At 45.9% G+C, this 24,383-nt stretch carries 24 protein-coding genes and 1 pseudogene; 8 read left to right on the forward strand and 17 right to left on the reverse strand.

Annotation, left to right across the window (positions count from 1 at the left end):
- Positions 1-95 precede the first annotated feature (95 nt).
- The 3 genes from RIM23_RS21850 to RIM23_RS21860 form a co-directional block, all read right to left on the reverse strand.
- Entirely contained in the window at positions 96-1,052 is a 957-nt protein-coding gene (locus RIM23_RS21850) for a succinylglutamate desuccinylase/aspartoacylase family protein (RefSeq protein ID WP_446369274.1), read from the reverse strand.
- Positions 1,053-1,225: 173 nt separating this feature from the next.
- Positions 1,226-2,131 carry a 30S ribosomal protein S6--L-glutamate ligase gene (gene rimK, locus RIM23_RS21855; RefSeq protein WP_446369277.1) on the reverse strand — a complete coding sequence of 302 codons (906 nt, stop codon included), beginning with the start codon at positions 2,129-2,131 and terminating at the stop codon, positions 1,226-1,228.
- Positions 2,132-2,138: 7 nt separating this feature from the next.
- Positions 2,139-2,603 carry an ATP-dependent zinc protease family protein gene (locus RIM23_RS21860; protein WP_446369279.1) on the reverse strand — a complete coding sequence of 155 codons (465 nt, stop codon included), beginning with the start codon at positions 2,601-2,603 and terminating at the stop codon, positions 2,139-2,141.
- A gap of 217 nt (positions 2,604-2,820) precedes the next feature.
- Between RIM23_RS21860 and dapB the strand changes: the two genes are divergently transcribed.
- The 3 genes from dapB to RIM23_RS21875 all read left to right on the forward strand — a co-directional run bounded on the left by dapB (position 2,821) and on the right by RIM23_RS21875 (position 4,680).
- Positions 2,821-3,648 carry a 4-hydroxy-tetrahydrodipicolinate reductase gene (gene dapB / locus RIM23_RS21865; protein WP_446340029.1) on the forward strand — a complete coding sequence of 276 codons (828 nt, stop codon included), beginning with the start codon at positions 2,821-2,823 and terminating at the stop codon, positions 3,646-3,648.
- A gap of 144 nt (positions 3,649-3,792) precedes the next feature.
- Complete coding sequence (locus RIM23_RS21870; protein ID WP_446369281.1) at positions 3,793-4,491, forward strand: phosphate ABC transporter permease; 699 nt, start codon at positions 3,793-3,795, stop codon at positions 4,489-4,491.
- Positions 4,492-4,539: 48 nt separating this feature from the next.
- Positions 4,540-4,680 (forward strand): hypothetical protein, encoded by a 141-nt coding sequence (locus RIM23_RS21875; RefSeq protein ID WP_446369283.1) that lies wholly within the window; start codon positions 4,540-4,542, stop codon positions 4,678-4,680.
- 20 nt (positions 4,681-4,700) lie between these two features.
- Here RIM23_RS21875 and RIM23_RS21880 read toward each other — a convergent pair whose 3' ends face one another.
- On the reverse strand, positions 4,701-5,330 hold the full coding sequence (locus RIM23_RS21880) for a precorrin-8X methylmutase (RefSeq protein ID WP_446340025.1): 630 nt from the start codon (positions 5,328-5,330) through the stop codon (positions 4,701-4,703).
- A gap of 519 nt (positions 5,331-5,849) precedes the next feature.
- On the opposite strand from RIM23_RS21880, the gene RIM23_RS21885 reads away from it, so the two are divergent.
- Entirely contained in the window at positions 5,850-7,148 is a 1,299-nt protein-coding gene (locus tag RIM23_RS21885; protein ID WP_446369285.1) for an RNA-guided endonuclease InsQ/TnpB family protein, read from the forward strand.
- A gap of 71 nt (positions 7,149-7,219) precedes the next feature.
- Positions 7,220-7,717, forward strand: a complete 498-nt coding sequence (locus RIM23_RS21890) for a DNA cytosine methyltransferase (protein WP_446369287.1) — start codon at positions 7,220-7,222, stop codon at positions 7,715-7,717.
- On the opposite strand, the gene RIM23_RS21895 is transcribed toward RIM23_RS21890, so the two are convergent.
- The 7 genes from RIM23_RS21895 to RIM23_RS21925 form a co-directional block, all read right to left on the reverse strand.
- Entirely contained in the window at positions 7,702-7,902 is a 201-nt protein-coding gene (locus RIM23_RS21895; RefSeq protein WP_446369289.1) for a hypothetical protein, read from the reverse strand. The genes RIM23_RS21890 and RIM23_RS21895 overlap by 16 nt on opposite strands.
- A 131-nt stretch (positions 7,903-8,033) precedes the next feature.
- Complete coding sequence (locus tag RIM23_RS21900) at positions 8,034-8,477, reverse strand: NYN domain-containing protein (protein WP_446369293.1); 444 nt, start codon at positions 8,475-8,477, stop codon at positions 8,034-8,036.
- A gap of 665 nt (positions 8,478-9,142) precedes the next feature.
- Positions 9,143-11,068, reverse strand: a complete 1,926-nt coding sequence (locus RIM23_RS21905; RefSeq protein ID WP_446369295.1) for a GTPase family protein — start codon at positions 11,066-11,068, stop codon at positions 9,143-9,145.
- A 340-nt stretch (positions 11,069-11,408) separates the two neighbouring features.
- The gene (locus tag RIM23_RS21910; protein WP_446369297.1) at positions 11,409-13,070 is read right to left on the reverse strand and encodes a CHAT domain-containing protein; all 1,662 of its coding nucleotides are present in this window, start codon (positions 13,068-13,070) and stop codon (positions 11,409-11,411) included.
- Positions 13,071-13,160: 90 nt separating this feature from the next.
- Positions 13,161-13,811 (reverse strand): hypothetical protein, encoded by a 651-nt coding sequence (locus RIM23_RS21915; protein WP_446369299.1) that lies wholly within the window; start codon positions 13,809-13,811, stop codon positions 13,161-13,163.
- A 278-nt stretch (positions 13,812-14,089) separates the two neighbouring features.
- A complete protein-coding gene (locus tag RIM23_RS21920) occupies positions 14,090-14,743 on the reverse strand; it encodes an S-layer homology domain-containing protein (protein WP_446369309.1) in 654 nt (217 codons plus the stop codon).
- 301 nt (positions 14,744-15,044) lie between these two features.
- Positions 15,045-15,836 (reverse strand): dienelactone hydrolase family protein, encoded by a 792-nt coding sequence (locus RIM23_RS21925; protein ID WP_446369301.1) that lies wholly within the window; start codon positions 15,834-15,836, stop codon positions 15,045-15,047.
- Positions 15,837-16,083: 247 nt separating this feature from the next.
- Between RIM23_RS21925 and RIM23_RS21930 the strand changes: the two are divergent.
- Together RIM23_RS21930 and RIM23_RS21935 are read left to right on the forward strand one after the other, a co-directional pair.
- A pseudogene (locus tag RIM23_RS21930) lies at positions 16,084-16,188 on the forward strand (DUF86 domain-containing protein); the annotation flags it as partial.
- Between the two features lie 180 nt (positions 16,189-16,368).
- Positions 16,369-17,265: an ATP adenylyltransferase family protein gene (locus RIM23_RS21935; protein ID WP_446369311.1), complete on the forward strand. Its 897-nt coding sequence runs from the start codon at positions 16,369-16,371 to the stop codon at positions 17,263-17,265.
- 50 nt (positions 17,266-17,315) lie between these two features.
- On the opposite strand, the gene RIM23_RS21940 is transcribed toward RIM23_RS21935, so the two are convergent.
- Together RIM23_RS21940 and RIM23_RS21945 are read right to left on the reverse strand one after the other, a co-directional pair.
- Positions 17,316-18,596, reverse strand: a complete 1,281-nt coding sequence (locus RIM23_RS21940) for a M16 family metallopeptidase (protein ID WP_446369313.1) — start codon at positions 18,594-18,596, stop codon at positions 17,316-17,318.
- 132 nt (positions 18,597-18,728) lie between these two features.
- Positions 18,729-20,027: a M16 family metallopeptidase gene (locus RIM23_RS21945; protein ID WP_446356915.1), complete on the reverse strand. Its 1,299-nt coding sequence runs from the start codon at positions 20,025-20,027 to the stop codon at positions 18,729-18,731.
- A 108-nt stretch (positions 20,028-20,135) separates the two neighbouring features.
- Between RIM23_RS21945 and RIM23_RS21950 the strand changes: the two genes are divergently transcribed.
- On the forward strand, positions 20,136-20,360 hold the full coding sequence (locus RIM23_RS21950) for a hypothetical protein (RefSeq protein ID WP_446369315.1): 225 nt from the start codon (positions 20,136-20,138) through the stop codon (positions 20,358-20,360).
- Here RIM23_RS21950 and RIM23_RS21955 read toward each other — a convergent pair.
- From RIM23_RS21955 to RIM23_RS21970, 4 genes are all read right to left on the reverse strand, one after another.
- Entirely contained in the window at positions 20,337-22,466 is a 2,130-nt protein-coding gene (locus RIM23_RS21955) for a putative bifunctional diguanylate cyclase/phosphodiesterase (protein ID WP_446369303.1), read from the reverse strand. The two genes, RIM23_RS21950 and RIM23_RS21955, sit on opposite strands and share 24 nt — an antisense overlap.
- 115 nt (positions 22,467-22,581) lie before the next feature.
- Entirely contained in the window at positions 22,582-23,130 is a 549-nt protein-coding gene (locus RIM23_RS21960) for an NYN domain-containing protein (RefSeq protein ID WP_446369305.1), read from the reverse strand.
- A gap of 59 nt (positions 23,131-23,189) precedes the next feature.
- The gene (locus RIM23_RS21965) at positions 23,190-23,867 is read right to left on the reverse strand and encodes an energy-coupling factor ABC transporter ATP-binding protein (RefSeq protein ID WP_446356909.1); all 678 of its coding nucleotides are present in this window, start codon (positions 23,865-23,867) and stop codon (positions 23,190-23,192) included.
- A 19-nt stretch (positions 23,868-23,886) separates the two neighbouring features.
- On the reverse strand, positions 23,887-24,162 hold the full coding sequence (locus RIM23_RS21970) for a hypothetical protein (RefSeq protein ID WP_446334364.1): 276 nt from the start codon (positions 24,160-24,162) through the stop codon (positions 23,887-23,889).
- Between the last annotated feature and the right edge of the window lie 221 nt (positions 24,163-24,383).

Below are 24,383 nucleotides of genomic sequence, written 5' to 3' on the forward strand. Positions count from 1 at the left end.
CCTCTAGCAACAAAACTCTAAAAAACGCTAAAACAATTTATAATGTAACAGTTTACAATGATTTGTTTAATCTTTTAGTCCCTGCTGCCTGTTCCCTAATCACTCAAAACCGCTAAATGCAAAATCCCATCGCCCTGATTCACCAATGGATTCTGCGTGTGACCAATAACTAATCCATCAAAGGGCGCCGATGCTTTAGTGCTATTCTCACCAAAGGCATCAGAAACAATACATAAAACTTGCTTTTTGTCAACTCGCTGACCTAATCGAACATTAAGACGCAAAATCCCACTACGGGGCGCTCGTACCCACTTACTTTCCTTAACTTCTAATGATGGGTGCAAAGAATGAGGAAGCGCCAACTCAATCATATTTAACCCCACCATCATCCGTAGGATACCGTCTACACCGATTGCGATCGCATCCGGGTCAAATCGCAACGCCTCACCCCCCTCATACACAAGGATCGGGATACCTCGCTGCGTCGCCGCTTGGCGCAAAGAGCCATCACGCATTGTTGAATGCATCAGCAGGGGTGCAGCAAAAGCTTTAGCACAGTAATAAGTATCAGGGTCATCCAAATTCGCCCGAATTTGCGGTAAATTCGTGCGATGTTGAGCCGCCGTGTGCAAGTCAATCCCATGGGTAGAGCGACTCACCACTTCAGTCATAAACAAATCCGCCAAACGAGAGGCTAAAGAACCACGGGGGGAACCAGGAAAAGAACGATTTAAATCTCTGCGGTCAGGCAAATAACGCGATTGTTCAATAAAGCCAAAAACATTAACAATTGGCACCGCAATCAGGCTACCCTGAAGCTGAGACGGATTAATCCGTTCTAAGACTTGGCGAATAATTTCCACCCCATTAATTTCATCGCCATGAATCGCCGCACTAATCCACAGTCGTGGTCCAGCCTCAACGCCATTAATCACAGTAACTGGTAACGAGAGCAGCGTTTGTGTCGGTAGGCGGGCTACCGGAATTTCTGTGCGTTTCCGTTCTCCGGGTGCAACACTAATCTCACTAATTGTTATAGTTTCATGATTCACAGTTCAATGTTCCAGACGTGCCATGGCGCGTCTTTTTGATTGTGTAGGGGCGGGTTTTACCGATAACGTTTAGGAGAAAACCCCTAACTTCACTAAACCCGCCCTGACTAAGGTTTGAGTTCTAGAATTCACTATTGCCTGTTCCCTGTTAAGCAGTTCCCTGTTCCCTAAGATTAATACTGAATGCGATCGCGCGTTTTTCCTGATGCTGCATTTTTTTGCAAAAATTCAATAATTTTCCCCGCCACATCTACACCCGTAGCGTTTTCAATTCCTTCTAAACCAGGGGATGAGTTAACTTCCATCACCACCGCACCATGATTAGAGCGCAACAAATCCACACCCGCGACTCTTAATCCCATCGCTTTCGCCGCCCGTACCGCCGTACTGCGTTCCTCTGGAGTTAACTTAATTTTTTCAGCATTACCGCCTCGATGCAGATTAGAACGAAATTCCCCCGGTGCGCCTTGTCGCTTCATCGACGCCACCACTTTGTTATCAATCACAAAGCAGCGAATATCCATACCCCCAGCTTCTTTAATAAACTCCTGCACCAAAATATTGGCATCTAAACCGCGAAACGCTTCAATCACCGACTTCGCCGCTTGATGAGTTTCCGCCAAAACCACACCAATCCCTTGAGTACCTTCGAGCAGTTTGATCACCAAAGGCGCACCGCCAACGATGTCAATTAACCCATCAATATCTTGAGTGGAGTGAGCAAACCCAGTCACCGGAAGTCCCACACCTTCACGGGAGAGAATCTGAAGACAGCGTAACTTATCGCGGGAACGAGAAATGGCTTGGGATTCATTCGCCGTAAACACACCCATCACTTCAAATTGGCGCACCACAGCCGTCCCATAGAACGTCTTAGACGCACCGATGCGGGGAATAATCGCATCCAACTGTTCCAAAACTTGCCCTTGATACACAACCTTTGGCTTATGAGACGTAATATTCATATAACAGCGCAGGTAATTAATCACCCGCATGTCATGACCCCGCGCTTCCCCCGCTTCCTTGAGGCGTCGCGTGGAATATAGCGAAGCATCCTGGGACAAGATAGCTATTTTCATACCAGAACTATAGAGTCGTTTGCTTAACTTTGCGCTTCCCGGTTGAACTTTGGACAAAAGACCGACCCGCATCGACTAAAAAGCGTTTGCGGATAGCTTGACGCCCCAGCAGCATCCGGAATCCCATGACATCTCGGTTAGTCAGGGTGAGTTCAATCAACCAGCGCTCCCCGTTTAGTTCTACCATAGTTTGGATGACGGGTCGTAACTGGGCGTGACCCCCAGAATTGCGAACCTGTCGCTGGTCAATCAGTTCAGCTTCGGCACAGACAGTGCGATGATTATCCCGTTGGTAGGGATGGACTTTGAACCGAACCCTGGTTTTGCCATCCCGTGAGAAGGTTTCTACATCAAAGGCGTGTAAGGCGGAGGAACGCGCTCCGGTATCAATTTTAGCTTTGATCTGGGAAATTCCTAAATTAGGTAAGGCAACTCGTTCCCGCCAGCCGATAATAGATAAGGACTTGGACATCAATTTTGTTTACACTTGCTGGAATAGGGAAAACACTTACGTTTTATTGGCGCTGCTGGCGTTATCTGTAGGGGCAAGGCAATACCTGTAAGGTCACGGCAGGCAATACCTGTAAGGGCACGGCAATGCCGTGCCCCTACTATTGTGTTATACAACGCCGCCTATCGCCAAAAGAAGCTAAAATTCCCTTGACGAGTCTCAAGGATAAAGCAAAACCATGTCAAATGCATCTCCCATCCCCGTTGTTGTCAACGGTGCGGCGGGTAAAATGGGTCGTGAAGTGATTAAGGCAATCAGTCAAGCCGAAGATATGACCTTAATTGGTGCCGTCGATAGCAACCCGCACTATATGGGTCAAGATGTTGGGGAAGTCGCAGGTTGTGGTGCATTGGAAATTCCCATTCTGAATGACCTGCAAGCAACCCTAGTCATGGCGACTCAGGAAAAAGTGCAGGGGGTGATGGTGGATTTTACCCACCCTGACAGCGTTTATGAGAATGTCCGCACCGCGATTGCTTATGGGGTTCGTCCGGTTGTCGGCACAACTGGACTCACGAGTGATCAAATCCAAGACTTGGGTGAGTTTGCCGAAAAAGCCACCACAGGTGCCTTAATTATTCCCAATTTTTCCATTGGTATGGTCTTATTGCAACAAGCCGCCATCCAAGCCTCCCACTACTTTGACCACGTTGAAATTATCGAACTCCACCACAATCAAAAAGCTGACGCCCCAAGCGGTACAGCGATTCAAACCGCTCAACAATTAGCCGGATTGGGCAAAACCTATAATCCCGCTACGGTAGAAGAAACGGAAAAATTAGCCGGGGCTAGGGGTAGTGTCGCCAATGACAACATCCGCATTCACAGTGTCCGCTTACCCGGTTTAATCGCTCACCAAGAAGTTATCTTTGGTGCTACCGGTCAAATCTACACCCTGCGTCATGATACCAGCGATCGCTCTTGTTATATGCCAGGAGTCTTGCTTGCCATTCGCAAGGTAACTCAGCTCAAATCTCTCATCTACGGATTAGATAAAATATTGTAATGTTATTCGTCATTCGCCCTTTGTCATATTTGCTCTCGAAAAGAAGCAAGCTACGTCTTTTGTTTTTTCCAAGTCCTCAATGTGACTCAATGACCAATGACCAATGACCAATGACCAATGATCAATGACTAATGACTAAAACCCATGCTAGTACCACTTACCCGCCAGACCTTTGAGCAAATCATTCCCTTGATTGCGACAGCTCCCCAGTATTCTTACTACTGGGGTAAGTTCCCAGAGTTTTTAAGGCGACTGCTGATTTCGGTTGTCGCTGTAGTCGTCGTATTGCTCTTCGGACTCTTTTTGGGTGAAGGGTTTGATCCCTTACGCTTTCTCTTAGTTATTATCACTGGGTTGTACTGGTTTTGGAGTCCTGTCTACTGGGCAAGTCGGCGGAATCTGGAGGTACGTCGCTATAAATATAGCGGCTTCTGGCAAGGTCGAGTATTGGATGTATTTGTCACCGAAGAATTGATTGGTACTGAAGAAAATGTCAACAATCGGGGTGAGTTGGTGATTGTGGAAAATCGGGAGCGATGCCTTAATCTAGAAGTCGGTGACGAGACTGGATTTACCACACTTCTACAAGTCCCTCTACGCCGCACTCACAAAGGCATTGTTGCCGGTCAAATTGCCCAGATGGTGGTGATGTCTAATCAGCCTGATTTATCCCGTATTGCCAAAAGCAGTGATATTTATATTCCTCGTTTGAATATCTGGGTAAGTGACTATCCTTACTTACAGCATGATGTGTTTAACCAGGTTAGTCGCAAGTTAACTCAAGCCGAGGAGGATGATTATCCAGCTAAGCGTGTGGTTAAGACTCGCCGTCGCCGACGTTGATGGGATGGGGAAGCCGGGGAAGCCGGGGAAGCAATGTAGAGACGCGCCATGGCGCGTCTCTTAGCTGGGGAAGTACGCTGCACTAGTCAGGGCGGGCGCGAGTTACATCTGGGTAAGGAAAGAAACGATAGCAGTAAAACCCGCCCCTACACACAACTCAACGGGTGCATGTCAACGCAAGTAGGTTGAGTCTTTGATCGCACCAGAATTCAACTGACACCCGCACTATCCTGCCCATACGCCTGCCATGCTAAGTCTACCAGTCCATTAACAATAGCCGCCCCCACAACCGATGAACCTTTGCGCCCTTCTATGCGAATATGAGGCACTAAGGAATCTTCGAGTCGGGATTTAGCAACATCCACCTCAACAAATCCTGAAGGCGTACCAATAACAAGTGCGGGGCGGATTTCCTCAGCTTCAATCAATTCTACCAAAGCCGTTAGCGCCGTTTGCGCTTGCCCTACCACAAAAATCCCCTCTGGGTAGCGTCTGGCTAGGGTTTGAATTCCCCAAGCCGCCTTCGTCTTTTCTTTTTGGGGGCGCGTGATGGCTTCCATGCTGCAATAGACGGGATTGGCAAAGGTTTCTTGGATGTGAGGCGTAATTCCCACCTGTACCATCGGCACATCAACCACAATCGTAGTACGAGCCGCTAGCGCCGCCGCACCGGCTTGTAAGGCACGTTCGGAAAAGCGAATTAGCTTTTGATACTCAAAGTCGGCTGTGGCATAAATCACCCGGCGCACAATTTCGTACTCGGCGGGTGAAAAGGTATGAGCGCCAATTTCGCGATCGATAATTGCCAAACTTTGAGCATCTGTTCCGTGCCATTCCATGGTGTCTCTCAATGCCAACCCGATTTTTGAGCCGTGACAACTTTAGGGCTGACCCTAAGTCAGCTTCCTAGATAGCTTATCAGACTATTCTGACATTCAGTAGACCGAAAACCTTCGCGATCGCTCACTCTGCCTAGTAGAGGTTGACACTCACCCGGTTAAAACGCGGGTGATTCTTGGGCTGTTCTTGCCTTAGGTCATCCGCTTCAACAAGTTGAGTGGTTTTCCTTTGGTCTGAAAGAGCATACTTGAGCCAACAAGCTCACTCCTCAAGCTTAAATTTCCGATTGTCCCTCGGTATTTCAATGCCTTCTCAGGTCTTACATAAGTTATAGATGTATCGAGATTTATCGAATTCTCGCTCTAACGTTTCTTACAAAATAGCGAAGGTGAAAGCCCTCGCGATTTATCCGAGGGATGAAACCGAGCGTCTGTAACTAAGTCGAATTTATTCGACCATTATTATAACGGTTGCGTGATGTAATATAGAGTATAATATACGTTAGGAGGTGATATAAATTGTATGGATGCCAACAAGTATTATTGAAGGATGGTGTAGAATTAGCCGCTATCTTAGACTTTATCTGTTCTGAAGCGAACAAGCTAACCAACTGCGGTATATATTATGCGCGGCAATTGTGGTTTAAGCGGCAGTATTTAATTGGTAAATACGACCTGGAAAAAGAATATAAAAATCACAAACATTTCCAGCCATTGCACTCTCAAGCCGCTCAACAGGTATTGCGGTCGGTCAGTGAGTCCTTTAAATCATTTAGGGAATTAACTAAAGCGTTTAAAGAGGGCAAGATTCAGGTTTATCCAAAATTGCCCAAGTACCGTAAGAAAGGGGGATTAGCAGTAGTTAGCTATCCTAAACAGGCTTTAAGCCTAAAAAATGGACAAATTCGGGTTCCTTTGGGCAGAATGGTTAAGACCTGGTTTAAGTTAGGCGAATTCTTGCTGACAATGCCATCCAATCTGGCATTCAAGGAAATCAAGGAACTGCGAATCTTGCCGAGGAATGGATGTTTTTATGCAGAATTCGTGTACCAGTTACCATCGGTCAAAGCCGATGTAGATAAGAGTCGGGCATTAGGAATAGATCCGGGGGTTAATAACTGGTTAACCTGTGTGTCCAATATAGGAACCAGTTTTATGATAGATGGGCGGAAACTGAAAAGCTTGAATCAGTTCTATAACAAACGGGTGGCTGAACTAAAGAAAGGAAAACCTCAAGGATTTTGGAATGATGAGCTAGCCCAAATCACTGAAAAACGGAATCGTCAAATGCGAGACGCGGTAAATAAGGCAGCGCGGATGGTCATTGCTCATTGTTTACACTATCGGATTGGCACAGTTGTATTTGGCTGGAACCAGGGCAATAAAAATGGTATTGAACTAGGCAAGAAAAACAACCAAGAGTTTGTTCAGATACCAACATCCCGGTTAAAGAATCGAATATCTCAGTTGTGTGAACAGCATGGTATCCGGTTTGTAGAGACCGAAGAATCGTATACATCCCAAGCGTCATTTTTGGACAATGACGTTCTACCTGTATTTGGCCAAAAGCCGAAAGGGTGGAAGTCAAGTGGGAAAAGAGTTAAGCGTGGGATGTTTCGGACTACCGCAGGGCATATCATTAATGCCGATGGAAATGGAGCGGCTAATATCTTAAGAAAAGTAGAGATACAGCTAAAGTTAAATTTAGTCAAGGTCTGTAGGGCGTTATTGACTGCGCCATCCAGATTATTTATCTGGAACTCTAAAAAGATAAAACGAAGAGACGGCGTTTTAACCCGTCCCGAAGTATCCTTTTAGAATCCTTGGTTATTTATACCAAGGAGAAGTCAAGATATTTTACCTGAGTCTGGCGTTACCTTGAGTAACGTTTGGCGACAACGTATCAGTCTCCTCTCCCCACCCACGTTTGGAATCATTTGCCCACTGATAATGCTAAAACACCTGTTCAACTTGATCTATTTCCGCTTCTAGAGCAGTCTGAAACTTTACAACCTTGTATGGGGGTGCGTGAAGCATTAGGATTACCCGATATCGGATTTGATTCCTTATCTCCTACTATTCGCAGTTCTCTTACAGGTCCCCGTCATACCACGTCCGTGTTGAGTAGTGTTTCCGCCCAAAAGATTTGGGCAAAACTGCAAATTTGGCCCAATGGAGTCGCTTTAAATCGAGAACAAGCACGTTTATTTGTACCAGATAATGGTCACTTTAGGTTATCTGTACCTGACTGTGCCATTTTGCAAGGCTTTCCTGAATCTTGGTCATTTAATGGCGCTGTTTATAAAGCCCTTGGTCAAATTGGTAATGCTGTTCCCCCACCAATGGCGTATAGAGTGGCTGTTTCTATTGCTCAAGCTTTATTGTGAAGTGCTTCCGCTACCAATTCCCGCAGACGTTGAGCATGATTTTCGGTAATCCGTTTCCAACCTTGAAAATAAGACGCCGGAATGTGAGGATTATTTAAGGTTGAACCTCTCTCGATTAAATATTGACATCTATCCTTTAAGATGGAAAGCATTCGTTCAGGTGAATAGCCCTGAAATAAATCCATATAAAAACATTTTGTATCCTCGTCGAAATCTGGTCTAAAAAGATACCCAACTTATTTACAAAGTCAGGTATCTAAATCTAAGTTGGAGTACAATTGTCGTAGTTAGCTAAAAAATACAGGCATTTTGCCCATTATCCAGCTAATTTACACAACTTCTCGTCCAAGTAAAATTTATCAGCCAGTTTCATTAGTTGACGACGGCTGACATGCCGACCAACAACAATGACATATTTTTCCTGACTTTGCAGTTTTTTAACTAAGGGAAGAAATCCTCTGTCTCCAGATACAATGATAAATATATTGGGAGATGTATCACTAGATAGTTCTTCCCGACAGTCAGACGTCAATTTCTGATCAGCACTGTTTCTCCCTTTTTCCACATTAATCCGTTGAAAACGGTGACGTTCAAGAATAGAGTGAAAACGCTGAGTTGTTTGGTTCCAATGGGCGTAAACATTCTGAGTGACTAGACGCCCTTGTGATTCAGCCAAATCGATCAAACACTTAGTTTGATCGGATTCAAGTCTGACATTCTCAAAATCCCAGTAAATTGCTACGGTGCAAAATTTATTCATGGCTTTTATGCCTTAAAGAACATTAAGCACCCAGCACTCAGAGTATTCCAGGAATCATCCTGGAATCTCAGTAAGATTCAATGTGAGATAATAGTCAGACTTCCTTAACCTAGCCAGATAAAAACTTAGCCATGTCGGAATTGTAGGCTGTGGCACAGCCTAAGTCTAACTAGAAAACATGCTTAGTATATTTATCTCTACTTCTCACTTACTTATCTAGAATGACAGGCAACTGCTAAGTAGAGATAAATACGCTAAATATGAATTCCTTTTTATCTGCACACTCAAAACTAACTTAGAGTACAGAGGTGCTTACTTAGATTATAAAACTAGAAAATTAATTCGGCAACTCCTGCCCACTGGACTTTAGACTGAACTTCCCCCCCATCCAGATGTACTAGGGAGCATGTCAGGGAAAGCACATAACCTTCAAGCTAACCTCCTCTCGTTGGGTTTCGTACCTCAACCCAACCTACAAAGGTGACATGCTCCCGATGTACTACACCCAGCGTTAAGCCTTAAAGCTAAATCTCACTAAATCTATGGCAATAATCCCTTTTTTATTGTGCTTTCTATCTTGTTGAAGCAATTCAAAATAATCCATGCCGTAATTGCTGATGGGTTGGTCGGATGGAAATAGTTCACCTCCATTTTATGAAAATATTCTAACTCTCGGATTGCTGATTTAGATAAAACTTAAACTTTTCTCGTAATTGTTCAATACTCAAATGCTGTGTCCAATATTCCACCAAGGCGTGACCAAATGCCCAGGCATTGCGATCGGGAGAAGACGAATTATCTAATAATAATGACCAAAGCGATCGCAAGTCCAATTTGATCTGGGTATCCTCTGCATTTAGCAAGGAGAATAAGTCATACGCCATCTGTAATTTACCAATCACCACAGGTAACTGTTCGACGGGAATTTGTTCAGCGAGGGCAAACGCTAACGTGGGAGATCCTGTTGTCAATGTGGATACAAACTGTAGCACAGGACTTTTGAGAAACGCCGCCAACCCCTGAGTCGTTGCCATCTGAAATGTATAATGGTCAATGATTTTAGCTGCTTCTACTAGGCGGGCTTCTCGGTTTCGCAAAAAGCGGGCTAGACGCATTTGTTTAGCAGGTGCGATCGCGTCAACTAATCCTAACGATAGCGCCTCGATATTCCAAGGGGTGCGCCCGGTTTTCCAATCAGCCGTCACCACAGGTAACACGCGATCGCACCATTTCCCTAAACTCTGGGCGCGATACTCTGTCGCTTCTCGAATCGCTTTTTCTTTGGTACCTTCACCCCATTGCCAATCATAAGGGGGTTGCCATTCTCGGATCGGGCGCAGGCGATCCACTTGGGTGACAATGGTAATCGCAGGTAAGTCTTCAATATCGGCTTCGATTTCCTGGAGAAACTCCGCATCACTATGTAGCGCCGGATCGAGGGCGGGGGTTACCAATAGCAGTAAATCGGCGTTCGTGGCATAATCGAGTACCAAGTCCCGTAAATCGGATCGGTTGACTTGTTCATATCCCGGCGTATCCCACAGCGTCAGGGTTTCTCCGGTTGGGGTTTGCCAGTGGTAATTCTGGATGCGATCGGTACTGGGTAAGACATCGACTTCGGCACGGTCTGCCTGGAATAATGTATTAATTAGGCTACTTTTACCTGATCCAGTACGCCCCACCAGTAATATACTCACCGGCTTTTGTGCAACCGCTTCCACGGGTTCGGCTTGTTCTAGGATATCCCGCAGGGTTTTAGTTTTTACCTGGGGGAGTTGGGGTTTGGGTGGGGAGATTGTAGCTGAACCCGGTGGGGTACTTCCACTATAAAGCGCGATCGCTTGTCGAGATAAGTTCTTTAACGCCGCTTCTCGCAGCATTTGTCCTAAATTTACCAACAGTTGCTGGGTGGCTTGATTACTCGAACGCTGACTCGCTTGTCTTGCTAGCGCCGCCACTGGATTCATCACCCACTGCGCCCAACTCCAGGCTTGCCAAAGTTTCCGGGCGGAGGGTTCCAGTTTCTGGTACACTTTATACGCTTGCAATCCCTGTCCCACGGTTACTTGATTCAGCGCCGGCGATAATTTCTGCATCCACTGATCCAAGTCATCCACCGTTCCCCGAATTAACCCGTAAGCTTGGGGAATGTAGATATTTAGTAAAGGATATTTCGCCTCCGGCTGATAGATATGGGCGATGGCGATAACAAGTTCCTGACATCGTTGCCAAAACCTTTGCCAATCTTCCCACATCGGCGGATCATCCTGTGCCTTTTTCAGCACCGTTTGCAGGGCGGTTTCGGCGGTTTGAGTCGCCTCATCGGTGGCTCTTAAGGCGGTTGTTTCCTCTGTGGTGGCGTCGAGTTGATCTCTAACCTCCGCCACGGCGGCTTCTACTTGATCGACGGTTGATCTGGTCCATTTCACCAGCAGCCAACGCCAACCCGCGAAGATCAGGATAAAGATAGCCCAGATCCAATTAATCCCCCATTCGTGGATTTGCCAACCTGCCGATAGGAGTAAGAATATAATGATGGACGCGATCGGCATTGCCAATACGATCCATTGCCACGTTTTTAATCGCACCATTGTCTGATCCCTGCCACAGAAAAGCCTCCTTTATAGCTATCCTAAATGAAATGGCAGCCAATGTAGGACGTAGGGGCGCCGCTCTTGAAGCAGGAGGAGCAGGGGGAGCAGGGGGAGAAAGCCTTTATTACCCCGTTTTGCCATGGCGATTGAAATCGCTGCTACACAAACAAAGCCTGCCTCCGCAGGCTGAATTGAGTCCGCGTAGGCGGACTCAATTTTGTATAGCCCCAGACTTCTAGTCTGTGGGCGATTGGCTTTTGTCTTGCGTTGGGTTTCGTTCCAAGGACCCAACCTACAAAGCAACCCTACACCGGCTAGCCATGGCAATGCCTTACCCCTACTGACTTTCACCGATTAACGTAAATGCTGCCCAATCCCGGAGATCGGGATATTTTTCCATCGTGGTTAACATGGCTTTTCGTAAGGCTTGGGCTTTGTCAGAATTTTGCTGTAAATTATAATAAAATTCCTGCATTAAGAAGGCGGTGGGTGAGTCAGGAATTGACCATAAAGAGACAATCACACTAGACGCCCCTGATGCTATTAAAGCACTAGATAAGCTAGCCAACCCATCCCCACTAATACTCCCTCGCCCCGTATTACAAGCACTAAGAACCACTAACTCAGCAGTAAGGTTTAAATCCAGGATTTCTTTTGCCGTTAGCCAGCCATTATCAGTCTGCGTTGATGCCAGCGCGATCGCACTCTCCCATCCTTGCTGTTCATCAAATATACCATGAGTGGCTAAATGAATCACTCGTGAAGCGGACATCTGCGGCACAATCTCGGCTTTAGTCGCTACCTCTCCCGTAATCGCTTGGGTGTTCACCAGAGAAGCAATCGCCTTGGCTTCTTGTTCAGCAGCGGGTAACGGCGAGAAGTTTCCAGGCATCGGGTTAGGATTTCCCACCACTAACCATTGTTGCAGAGATTCTGGAATATTAACCTGGCTTCGGCGAGTGATATCCAATACCATAATTGCTGGAGCGGTTAAAATTGTGTGTTTTTCCAGCAAATAGTTACCCGACTCATCTTGCAGAGGAGAAAAAGGAATCATCAACAGCGATTGTTGCGGAATGAAGATAACATGGGCGTTTGGATCAGTGGGCAATTTATCTGCGATCGGTTCAATTAAAACCTGATACAGTTGCATAAAAGGTCGAATCTTGCGCCGAGAACTACCAGTACCCCACTGGGAAGCGGCGAGGGATTGACGGATATTACTTACATAGTCGGTTAGGGTAGTTTTTTCTTCTTGCCAAAGTTGCGTGAGATTGCTCTGACGAAAGGTGATTTCCCCTGTTGGTTCAACCACCCAAATGAAGAGTTCTTCGGGTTGATTAGTTTCAGCCAAGGGATGATCAATAATCGAATATTCTACCAGGGTCGCGTTTCGCTCTTGGGCAATCTGTTGAATCCGCTCAATTGTTGGTGGTGCGATGGGAGATGTAACACTTGAAATGTCCGGGGAACCCGCGAGCAATAATTCTCTAAACACCATTGCCCGACTCTGCTCAGACACTAAAAGAGCTTGATTAATTTTGCCCTGAGCAATTAATGATTTTTGCAATAGCTGATAAATTGCAACTTGTGTTTCTACTCGTTTTGATTGGGTATCATGGCTTTTATTATCAGGTGATGCAGATACCAAAACCTGAATCCCTTCGCGCCAGGTTTGCTCGGCGGCTTGGTATTGACCTTTTTTGTATAATCCCAATGCCAGATGATTTAAGGACTGCGCTATACCCACGCGATCGCGACTATCCTGATAAATCCTCAATGCTTGCTGGCTCGACTTTATCGCCCCATCCAATTCCTGCTGGCGCAACTGCTCAACCCCTTGTTTTAACCATCGCTCTGCCTCTGCTTTACGAGCATCAACTGAGAACGCCAACAGATGCGTTTTAGAGAATAATCCAGTTGAACTCAATAGCAACGGAACTAAGACAACAACAAAGATAGTTACGCAGGTAGTGCATCCAATCCGATTAAATCCCATGACTAAAGCCCTGATTCAGTATTTAGCAGATATCATAAACCTTAAAACCTTCTGCCTTGGAGCCTTTTTGTACTAGCACCTGATTTATTATTACATACCAAAACGGTTTGGCTTATCGGGTTGACTTAAATCCAATGTCATCACCTGATTCAGTAAAGCTTCATTAGCATCTAAAATCGTCAATAATTGTTGAAAAGGAACATGCATTTTCTGCTCCAATATTTTCAGATTTAAGACCACTTGTCGAGCTTTCTCTTCCGATAAACTGTATTTCCCCATAACTTGCTGCACTTCTTCCTGAGAAATCCGCACAGTCATCTGGGTAAACTCCGATAGACGAGGCGGAATTTTATTAATGTTGTCCGCCTTATCACCATGATTATAGAAATGAATCCCTTGACGATCCACAAAGAAATCGGCAAAGGGTTTTAATCCTTCGTCGAGTACCATTTGCGCGGCTTGAATTGCCTCTGGTGGTGCGCTTCCCAAGCCGACATATACCATAAACCAAGCCAGGATATGGTGCTTCGCGCCCACGGATTCCTCTAAACCTTGAGCCACTTGAATCAGGAAATTTCTAGCGATTTGCGCTCGTAATGATTCAGGTTCTTGGATAGGAGTGTCATATAGCGCGGTTTTAAGAAGTTTATTAAGACGAGGGTAATTTTGGTTGAGCGTAGCCTCAACCACGGCTGAAACTAAGGGGGTGTTTATATTTTCATTAGAGGGTTCAGAATTCATTAGATACCCCTTTCTCCTAAATTACGTTCAAAAATAGCTGAGTGATCACAGCGATGGAAGGTGGACAAGCTTAATTAACAATACTATCTTTTTTTATCTTGTTCATGGTTCATGGTTCATGGTTCATTGTATTCCTTCAGAAAAAGCTGTCCTTTCTTATCATAGAGGAATATAGGGACGACCCGCTTACCAAAATGAACAACCCCGAATCCGCTGAATAGGAGCGGGTCGCCCTATACTCAAATCATTGGGTCAAAACATGTTTCCTGGGAGTTTTGTTACATGGGCGCCGGTTCCTCAACAGTCCAGGGAATCGGGGCAGTGATTTCTTGTCGTTCCAGATACTTACTCAAGGCATAAGCCATATCTCCACGGGTCATCGGTGGGAGAGGAGCAATAGAATTATTTAAGGGATCAATATTAACGAACCCTTCATACAAAGCCGTGGCAATTGACTTTCTTGCCCAAGTCGGTATTTTTTCAGCATCGGGATAGCGCGAAAGCAGTTCAGTCACCGTATCCTCTGGAAACTGAAACACGCCATAGGCTTGAGCTAAAATAGAGAATGCTTCGGCACGAGTAACCCGTTGATTAGGAAAAAATCGTCCCTGACGGTAACCCATCATCACGTTATTTTGCAAGACCAATTGAATATCACGATATGCCCAATGAGAGGTAGGTACATCAAGGACAGGAATGGGTTTGTCGGGTTGGGCGACTCGTTTTTCTAAGTCAAAGGTTTTGACTAAAATCGATGCCAATTCAGCTCGATTGAGAATTCTTTGTGCCTGAAAATCCCCCTCGCGATCGCGATTCATCCATCCCGCCGCGATCACCTGTTCAACTGGGTCAAGGGTTGTTGACTCTTGGGCAACAACGGGAAGACTTTGCCGTAAAAATACCAGAGGTAGGATGCCAAAAATGCGACGCATAGTGTAAAATACCAATCCTTTGATAAACGCCAATGTTTTCCAGAAGCATTGACGTTGCCACCAACGAGCGAGTTTCAACCAGATTAATCCTAATCGGGTGCGATCGCATATATACCGTAGGGTGGGCATTGCCCACCAGCTTCACTTCAGTATCATTCATTTTAAGTGGGTGCGATCGCAGATGTCTTTCTATCCAAGGCAGAGGGCAGAAGGGAAGAAGTAAGGATGTAAGGAAGGAAAGGATAACTCAAGATAGGATATCCTATCCAGCAGATCAAATGATAAATGACGAATGACGAATCTAACGAAATAGTTCAGCAAAAAACCGATTCATTGCCGCCCAAGAGCGCTTATCAGCCAACTCATTGTAAGCCACTCCCGTTGAGGGGTCATTTCCCGCATTCGGATCACTAAAGCTGTGAACAGCATTACCGTACATAACCATTTGCCAGTCTACATTGGCATAATTCATTTCTCGTTTAAAAGCATCAACTTGCTCGTCAGGAACTAAAGGATCGGCTGCACCATGCAACACCAAAACTCTACCTTTAATCCCTTGAGCATCTGCGGAATTGGGTGTATCCAAATTCCCATGGAAGCTAACTACCCCAGCAACTGGCGCACCACTGCGGGCTAATTCCAATACTGTACCGCCTCCAAAACAATAACCGATCGCGGCAACTTGATTAGCATCCGTCAGCGGATATTGTTGCAACACTTGCAATCCAGCTTGGGCGCGATCGCGCATTAATTGACGATTGGATCGATAAATAGTCGCTTGTTCTCTAGCTTCTTCATTGGTTTTGGGTCGAATTCCCTTACCATAAATATCAGCCGCAAATGCCACATAACCTAATTCAGCAAGCTGTTTTGCCCGTTGTTTCTCGTAATCTCCCAATCCTTTCCAGGCGTGAACCACCATCACACCGGGGCGCTTTCCCTCAATCTCATCATCGTAAGCCAGAAAGCCTTGGAGTACAGTATCACCCTGTTGGTATTCAATCACTTGAGTACGAACTTCAGCTAAAGCAATAGCTGAACTAAGTAGAGTAAACAGGGGAGTGATGATCAGCGAGGCGAGTAGAAGTTTCATAGCCGTTAGGATGAGTTACTTAGTTAGGATATATCATATGAATAGGATTCGGAACTAGCAGTTAGCGGTTCAAAGCCGTAGAGACGTTGCGGCGGAATGTCTGTACAAAGTCAATCCTCTAAAATGGGTTCAAATACTTACCCTAGTAACTTTTAGCTTACTTTAGCTTTAAGATAAGAAATTAATTCCCTGGCGATAGGAGTCAGTAAAATTTTTTTAAAGTCCGTGCCAGACAGAGGGAATGTAATTTGAATATTTCATGGCAAACAGAACAATTATTAAAGCTGTCCTCTACGACTTTGGCATTATTGGTGAGGCGGCTAGAAACATTCCCCCTGAAATCCCTCTGCGTACCTCTGCGTTAACCTCTGCGTCCTTTGCGTTGAAAAAACATAATTCCGCTCCTAACAGATGTCCTCTGATTACTGCTTGTTACCCTTAACTGGGATTACACAACCGACACTCTAGTTCTGGGCAAAATTCATCAGATCGTCTAGATTAGATTCGCACGCTGCGGATACGACAATTGACTATGCCCGAAGAAAAACCCACTGAACAGAAAACACTAACCCTAAAACCTGGTACATTATGGTCAAAGGTTCAAAAGACAACCGAACACGCCCTCCAATGCGGCGCATTGCAACCCATCGCAACCGAGTATGAGTTTGTCGAACATGATGGGATTCGCTTTCTGGTGCGGATAGTCTCTAACCTCAATCGCAAAGCCAAGGAAAAGAAGAAAAAAGCGAATTTTAACCCATTTCTCCCTTACGAGGAAGATTTATTCGTTGCGGATATTTCGGACACCCACCTGTGTCTGTTAAATAAATTCAACGTAGTTGACTATCACCTCCTCATTGTCACACGAGAGTATGAAGACCAGGATAATTGGCTAACATTATCCGATTTTCAGGCAATGTGGGCAGGTTTAGCGGAAATTGATGGCTTAGCCTTCTATAACGGCGGCAAAATAGCGGGTGCGAGTCAGCGACACAAACATTTACAACTCGTTCCTTTACCCCTAATACCGGAGATATCCAAACTACCCATCGAAGCCGCGATCGCATCGGCTAATTTTCAGGGTTCCATTGGTAGAATACCTAGCTTTCCCTTCGTTCATGCCCTAACCCGATTCGATCCCGCTTGGATAGACAATCCAGACGTTGCCGCTAAAGCCATTCTGGACGCTTATCACAGACTTCTAGATGCCGTGGGTAAGCCCCACCAGGGAATCAAACAATCCGCCCCCTACAACCTGCTAGCCACACGAGAATGGATGCTGATTGTGCCGCGAAAGCAAGAAGAATTTGAATCTATCTCGGTCAATTCACTAGGCTTTGCGGGGGCGCTGCTGGTTCGCAATTCCCAGCAAATGCAGATCCTCAAAGACGCAGGTCCGGTGACTATCCTCAAACAGGTATCGAATTAGAGGCAAGATCCCCCAATATTGTAGAGACGTGCCATGGCACGTCTGGGATCTCAAACTATCTGGTTAATCGCTTCAGTCGGACCCACTAAAGAAATATAAGGTTCCCCAAAGAAACGCTGTGCCGCCGCTTGCGCCATCTCTGGCGTCACTTGGGCAATATCCTGCTGAAACTTGAGGTCAAACTCAATTCCCAATCCTAGAGTCTCATACCAGCCATAAATCTGGGCAAGTTGAGCATTGGTTTGTTTCCCTAAAGCATATTGACCCAGAAGTTTATTTTTAGCCCCTTGTAGTTCCTCTTCACTCAACCTCAGAGTGCCAAGGCGTTCCACTTCTGTGCGTAATCCCTCCATCGCGATTGTTGTATTTTCGGGGGCGGTTCCCATATACACGACAAATAGGGAGTCACATTGGCGCGTAGGATAAAACGCGGAAACATCGTAGGCTAATCCCCGCTTTTCCCGCAATTCCACAAATAAGCGACTGGAAAGCCCATTCCCCAGATAGGTATTCAGCAGTTTTAGCGCCCCATAATCCGGATCAGTAACCGATGAGGCTAAATACCCCAACATTACCACCGATTGCTGTGTCTCCTGGGGAGTAACAACTCGGCAAGGCTGAGTGGTAATTAACGGTAACGTCAGGGTTGGTAAAGGAATTGAGGGCGGTTGCCAATCACCAAAGACTTGCTCAATCTGCTCAACGGCTGCTTCTGGTGAGATCCGCCCAGCGACACTAATAACTAGGTTATCCGGGCGGAAATAGGTTTGATGATACTCTTTTAAATCCGTCGGTAATAGTTCCGAAACCGTGGCTTCTGTACCCAATACAGAAACAGCATAAGGGTGATCCTGATATAATACCTGTCGCAACTGCTCAAAGGCAATGCTAAAGGGTTGCTCTTTTTGCGAGCGAATATCCTGAATCGTCAGCTCCCGTTCCAATTCCACCTCGGCTTCCGGGAAACTAGGCGAGCGCAAAATCTGTCCGGCTAGCTTTAACATATCCAGCCAGTCTGAGGATACCGTTTTCAGCGACAGTAAAAAGTAATCCGTTGCTGCATCTGTATTCAGTTGAGCGCCGACTGATTCAACTCGTTCGGCGATTTCAATCGAGGAAAGTTCGGCGGTGCCTTTAGTCAAGACAGCAGCCAGCAGATGAGTTAATCCCGCCTTATCTCGCGGTTCTCTTTGGCTACCCGTGCGAAAAAATAGGCGAGTAGCAATAATATCGGCGGCTGAATTTTCGATGGCAATAACCACAATGCCATTATCTAAAACCGTGCGATGGATACTGGACTGTTGGGGTGAGGCAGTTAGACTAGAAGGCATAATCGATAATTCAAAGTTCAAAATTTGGTCGGGGCGGGCGCGAGTTGCATCTGGGTAAGGATAAGAAACGATAGTCGTCAAAAGAGCCCCGGAAAGACGCATCATGTAGAGACGCGCCATGGCGCGTCTCTATCAAAAGAATTCCCCCATCACCAAATCTTCACTCACGGGTTTGAGAACAGTTACGGCATAGTGATAAGGAGAAAGATAACGCTGCGCTAAGTGCATCAAGTCTACTGGGGTCAGTCGTTGAATTTGAGCGGGATAGGTTACAGATAATTCTGCAGTCGCGATCGTATTGTAATACCCATACAATCCAGCTATCTGACCAGCAGCTTCGGTGGAAAAAATATAGTCATTACACAATAACCGCTGACAGCGACGGATTTCTTCCGGGGATATCGGTGTCTGCTGTAATTCTAGTAGATGCTGACAAATCAACGCTTCGACTCGCTCTAGATGCTCAGGCTCTAGGTAGGCATTGATCGTAAACAAGCTAGAATCCCGCTGGAGTGAAAAACCACTGCCAATATTTTGAACAAGTCGCTCTTCCTCACGCAATTGTCTCACTAACCGGGACGAGCGTCCATCGGCTAATAATACCGAAAGTAAATCTAAACCATAAGCATCCTTTAACTGATCCACACCCGGTCCCACCCAAGCCATAAATAGGCGGGCTTGTTCGATTCGCGGTAAATACAGTTCCTGACGCCGAATCTCAGTAATCGGTGGTTCGGCTTCGGCGATTAATTGGGGACAATCACCGGGAGTCGCAAACGAGGTAAAAGACTGATTCACTAAATTTAGCGCCGATTCTTGTTCAACTCCCCCAATAATCACCACCGTCATATTGTCGGGTTGGTAGTGAGTCGCGTGGAAATGGCGCATCTGCTGAGGAATGTGCGCCCTCAATTGCGCTTCGTTGCCCAAAACAGAGCGCCTATAGGGGTGATACTGGTAAATTGTCTCTGAGAGTGCCTGAAATCCTAACCAGTCGGGATTATCATAACAGGAGTGAATTTCTTCTAACACCACATCTCGTTCTCGATCAAATTCGACGTCGGGAATGGCTGGAGATAAAAGTAAGTCCGCCAACGGGGGTAGGGTTTCATTGAGGTATTGTGCGGCGGTGGTAATGAAGAAATGTGCATAATCGTGGCTAGTCGCCGCATTTGTCAGCCCCCCATGACGTTCAATCACCGTATCAAAGGCGCCGGGAACCAGTCGCTGTGTCCCTTTGAAAATCATGTGTTCCAAAAAATGAGCCATCCCGCACCATTCATCGGGTTCGACAGTTGCACCAGCCCTCACCCAGACATCAACCACAACGACAGGCGTTGCGGGTAAATGCTGGTGAATGATAGTTAACCCATTGGCGAGTTTGAATATATCACCAGGAAATTTGGTAGAAATCAGTGGCTCAGATAGCAATTTCTCTAATCTCAAATTTCAGTTACATTAAATTAGTCCTATATTAACGTCTAAGGGCGTTGATGACTGAATTCGGTTCAATCATAGCAGGGGTGCTGGGGTGTGGGGGTGCTGGGGGGTGGATGGAAGCCAATTTGCCGAGGCGATTTAAAGACAGGCGGTAAAAATCATGATGTTTTAACGTATTACTTTAAAGATTTTCTCGATATATTGCATGATCGTAGGGTTGGGCGCAAGGGTAGTGAAAGGAAGCAGGGATTAGGAGACTGGAACTTTGTCCTCAAGCTTTGGAGTAGCGACACGTCTACCTTACCATTGAGGAAGTCTGACTAATAAAAGTCCGGCTTCACTCTTAGTTAAAGGTTTGGAAAATAAATAACCTTGTCCTTGTTCACAGTTTAATAGTTTCAATTCAGTCAATTGTTCTAGAGTTTCTACACCTTCAGCAATGACATCCATTCTTAAACTATGAGCCAGGGTAATAATGGTGCGGATAATCTCAGCATTGCGGTTTTTTGAATTCATTTGGCTGACAAAAGAACGGTCAATTTTAAGGGTATTCACGGGAAATCGGTGTAAGTAACTTAAGGATGAATATCCCGTGCCAAAGTCATCCACTGACAACTGGATATCTCTTGCTCTCAATTGCAGCAGCATTTTGGTGACTGTTTCGGCATTTTCCATTAAGACACTTTCGGTAATTTCTAGCTTCAAAAATCTGCCATCTAAGCCTGACTTTTCTAAAATATGATCAATTTGCCCAATCAGATCCGGCTCTTTAATCTGTTTGCCCGATAAATTGACACTAATTTTCAATGGCTCTGGTGTGGGGAATTGAGTTTGCCACCTTCGCAGTTGGCGACAAGCTTCATAGAGTACCCACTCTCCCAGAGGAATAATCAGTCCAGTGTCTTCGGCGACTGGGATAAACTCTACCGGTGAGACTAAACCTCGCTCTGGATGTTGCCAACGCACCAGTGCCTCAAATCCGGTTAGCGTACCTGTTACTAATGAGGTAATCGGTTGATAATAGACTTCAAATTCATGCCGTTCCAATGCTCGCCGCAAGTCATTTTCCAAGGTCAATAATTTTAGGGTCTGATCATGCATAATTTTATCAAATATTTCATGACGAGCTTTGCCTAATTCTTTCGCCCGATACATGGCAATATCAGCATCCCTTAATATGTCTTCGGTGCGCTCATATCCTGTGGAACTGAGAGCAATGCCAATACTCGCACTCGTAAATACCTCATGATTGTTCAAGTTAAAGGGGGATTTCAAGGTTACCTGAATCCGCTCAGCTACACGAGTTGCATCTTTAATATCTTTAATATCTTCGAGGAGAATCGTAAATTCATCTCCACCTAAATGGGCAACGGTATCAGTAGTTCGTAAACATTTTTCTAACTTGCGGGCGGTGGCAATTAGGAGTTGGTCACCAACATTATGTCCCAAGCTATCATTCACAATCTTAAATCGATCCAAATCCAGGAATAGAACCGCAAATAAATAATCCTGATTTCGTTTGGCTAATTTAAGGGCATGGTCAACTCGCTCCATAAATAGAGTACGATTCGGTAACTTGGTTAACTTATCATGTAAAGCATCATATAATAACTGTTCTTCTACTTTTTGGCGGTTAGTAATATCACTAATCGAGAAAACAATACGGGTAATAACTCCGTCTGCATCTTTTAAAGGAGCGCCATTAATGGAAAGGTATTTACGTGTCCCATCAGCCCATTCAATCCCATGCTGGACATCGAAAACGGGTTGACCTGTCGCCATAACCTGTCGGAAGGGGAGTTGTTCCTCTGGAAAGGGTCCGCCTTGAAAATCAGTAATCTTCCAAGTGGGAGAGTTGTAATGGCGTTCTACCAATTCGGATTGAGTCAAACCAAGGACTTGCTGCGATCGCGCGTTGGCAAAGATAATGTTACCTTGAGTATCAACGACCGTAATCGCCGCGACACTGGTTTGCATGATCCCCTGGAGTAAGTCGCTTTCGGTGCACAGTTGGGCTTCGGCTTGTTTACGTTTAGTGGTATCGGTAGCAATCCCATCAATCCGAATCACCCTACCCTGAATATCTGCGATCGCACAAACTCGATTGTGTATCCAGCGCACCTCTCCATTGGGTCGGACAATTCTGTATTCTACGGCTTGATTACCCCTTTCTCCTAAAGTCTCAAACACCTGCTCAACTCGCTGACGATCATCGGGATGAATCATCAACTGCCAAATATTTGGCTGATCATACAGTTCAGCAAGGGTTCTGCCAAAAACCTTCTCGGCAGCCCGGTTAATATACAATAACTTATAGGTTTGGGCTGACGCTGACCAAACCATTTCCTCTAGAGAATTGAGAATAGCCGGGATTAGCTGGTGCCTTTTTTGCAACTTGGGTTCTACCCCATTGTATCGAGTAATCTTCATATCTAATTGTTTGTGCCAATGGGTTTATCGGCGTCCCAAACAACCTCTAAGAGACAGCCTCTAAATAACTATATTGAATTCATTAATGTTAAAGAGGGAGCGACTGATCCCGGTATCAGCGAATACCTTGACGCCATTGAGATAACCGTTGCTGTGCCAACTCGTCAAGAGAATGGACTAAAAAACGACCGCGAGATTGTTTTGGCGGTCGTTGTCGGTGGCGGACTCCACGACTTGTGCAATGGACGTCGCTAATTAACTGTTGAGATGACATCCATTCTGCCCCGTACCCCGTAACTGTTAGCCGTTGCGCCCGATCTGAGGTAGCCACAATTAATCGTTGTCTGAATGGCTTGGGCTTACTCCGAAAAGCCGCACAAAATTTTTCAATGTAGCTATCGGCGGTCTGCCCAAAGTCCGTATAGCAGACTGATACCTGGGGGGTTAAATCTTCGTGGCAAGTCCCGGTCTTTTGGTAGTGAGCATCAAAGACGACTTGAGTTTTATAGCCCCGAAAGGCGCTATAGTTAATCAAAACCTCAACTAATTCTTGCCGCGCCGCTAAGAGTCCATGGCAATCGCGGGTCTTTGTCAAACTCGACTCGGTGCCGATGATATTATAACCATCAACCAGTAAAACAACCTGGGGTGGGGGAGAGGGCATTTTTCAAGGCTAATTTAATATTTTTTGTTAATTTTTCTCAATCTCCTCTTTATATTAATTTATGATGACAGTTTTGTCTCACCCAGAAGCTGTTGCTTGAGGCGATCTGGTTCTCCTTGGGCGACCACCCGACCATTTTCCAGCAAAAATGCTCCGTCGCAGTAATTCAACTCTTCCAACCGATGAGTTACCCAAAGGGCGGTTAACCCGCGACTTTTGACCAAGCCCTGGACTTGAGCCACCAGATCTAACTGAGTATCGGGATCTAGCAAGGCTGTTGGCTCATCCAATAGGAGTATCTCAGACTGACGCGCGATCGCACCCGCAATCGCAATGCGCTGTTTTTGTCCACCACTGAGGGCGTAAATCGGGCGTCGTTGTAAATCGAGCAGATTGACCGCGGCTAAGGCTTCGGTGACTCGGGCGCGAACTTGTGCGATGGAAAGCTTCTCCTCCACCAGTCCAAACGCCACATCTGCACCTACAGTCGGCATAACTAGCTGATGGTCAGGGTTTTGGAAGACAAATCCGATTAATCCCTCAATCTGTATCTCACCCGATTCAGGTGACAATAATCCAGCCAGCAACCGCAGCAATGTCGATTTACCACTACCATTCGTCCCCAAGAGCATCCAAAACTCACCCTTGGGAACATCTAGAGAGCAAGCGTCTAAAACCGATGCTCCACTTGACCAACTGAAGCATAGATCCCGTACCGTAATTGCGGCTTGAACCATGACGTTGGTGACGTGTTAACTACTGTTTTTCTTCAGCTAAGGCAAGAAAACCGGGTGTGCGTCCTGTCCCCACAGCACCAGATTTCTGGGAAATCATCACCGCACTAATTTCATTGGTGAGAACGCCGATTTTCTTATCGGACTGGTGTTCACAGGTCAGTTCTATGAACTCTGGTTTACCCGAACTCATGGCTTTCATAATTTCCTGGTAGGTTTCTTCCGCCGCTTCGGTTGACTTCCGTTGCACGGATAAGGGGAAGGGTGTGTTTTTCAAAGTCAAGTCAATCGTGAACATGCTACTCTCAAGCGCTAAGGATTCCTTTATAAATATAGTCTCCCTCTTATCTTAGACGGCAGGAGGGACAGATGAGTAGAGACGCGCCATGGCGCGTCTCTACATGCCATGGCGCGTCTCTACATGCCATGGCGCGTCTCTACATGCCATGGCGCGTCTCTACATGCCATGGCGCGTCTCTACATGCCATGGCGCGTCTCTACATGCCATGGCGCGTCTCT

Source organism: Coleofasciculus sp. G3-WIS-01 (assembly GCF_040223135.1).
In the GTDB taxonomy this organism is placed as follows: domain Bacteria; phylum Cyanobacteriota; class Cyanobacteriia; order Cyanobacteriales; family Coleofasciculaceae; genus Coleofasciculus.

Excerpts from the sequence above, each read along its gene's own strand:
- RIM23_RS21900 (WP_446369293.1), bottom strand. The coding sequence starts at position 8,477 with ATGAATAAATTTTGCACCGTAGCAATTTACTGGGATTTTGAGAATGTC.
- RIM23_RS21875 (WP_446369283.1), top strand. The coding sequence starts at position 4,540 with ATGGCGCGTCTCTTAGCTGGGGAAGTACGCTGCACTAGTCAGGGCGGG.
- RIM23_RS21860 (WP_446369279.1), bottom strand. The coding sequence starts at position 2,603 with ATGTCCAAGTCCTTATCTATTATCGGCTGGCGGGAACGAGTTGCCTTA.
- RIM23_RS21925 (WP_446369301.1), bottom strand. The coding sequence starts at position 15,836 with ATGAAACTTCTACTCGCCTCGCTGATCATCACTCCCCTGTTTACTCTA.
- RIM23_RS21935 (WP_446369311.1), top strand. The coding sequence starts at position 16,369 with ATGCCCGAAGAAAAACCCACTGAACAGAAAACACTAACCCTAAAACCT.
- RIM23_RS21895 (WP_446369289.1), bottom strand. The coding sequence starts at position 7,902 with ATGGATTTATTTCAGGGCTATTCACCTGAACGAATGCTTTCCATCTTA.
- RIM23_RS21965 (WP_446356909.1), bottom strand. The coding sequence starts at position 23,867 with ATGGTTCAAGCCGCAATTACGGTACGGGATCTATGCTTCAGTTGGTCA.
- RIM23_RS21955 (WP_446369303.1), bottom strand. The coding sequence starts at position 22,466 with ATGAAGATTACTCGATACAATGGGGTAGAACCCAAGTTGCAAAAAAGG.
- RIM23_RS21910 (WP_446369297.1), bottom strand. The coding sequence starts at position 13,070 with ATGGGATTTAATCGGATTGGATGCACTACCTGCGTAACTATCTTTGTT.
- rimK (WP_446369277.1), bottom strand. The coding sequence starts at position 2,131 with ATGAAAATAGCTATCTTGTCCCAGGATGCTTCGCTATATTCCACGCGA.
- RIM23_RS21905 (WP_446369295.1), bottom strand. The coding sequence starts at position 11,068 with ATGGTGCGATTAAAAACGTGGCAATGGATCGTATTGGCAATGCCGATC.
- RIM23_RS21940 (WP_446369313.1), bottom strand. The coding sequence starts at position 18,596 with ATGCCTTCTAGTCTAACTGCCTCACCCCAACAGTCCAGTATCCATCGC.
- RIM23_RS21970 (WP_446334364.1), bottom strand. The coding sequence starts at position 24,162 with ATGTTCACGATTGACTTGACTTTGAAAAACACACCCTTCCCCTTATCC.
- dapB (WP_446340029.1), top strand. The coding sequence starts at position 2,821 with ATGTCAAATGCATCTCCCATCCCCGTTGTTGTCAACGGTGCGGCGGGT.
- RIM23_RS21870 (WP_446369281.1), top strand. The coding sequence starts at position 3,793 with ATGCTAGTACCACTTACCCGCCAGACCTTTGAGCAAATCATTCCCTTG.
- RIM23_RS21920 (WP_446369309.1), bottom strand. The coding sequence starts at position 14,743 with ATGCGTCGCATTTTTGGCATCCTACCTCTGGTATTTTTACGGCAAAGT.
- RIM23_RS21880 (WP_446340025.1), bottom strand. The coding sequence starts at position 5,330 with ATGGAATGGCACGGAACAGATGCTCAAAGTTTGGCAATTATCGATCGC.
- RIM23_RS21915 (WP_446369299.1), bottom strand. The coding sequence starts at position 13,811 with ATGAATTCTGAACCCTCTAATGAAAATATAAACACCCCCTTAGTTTCA.
- RIM23_RS21960 (WP_446369305.1), bottom strand. The coding sequence starts at position 23,130 with ATGCCCTCTCCCCCACCCCAGGTTGTTTTACTGGTTGATGGTTATAAT.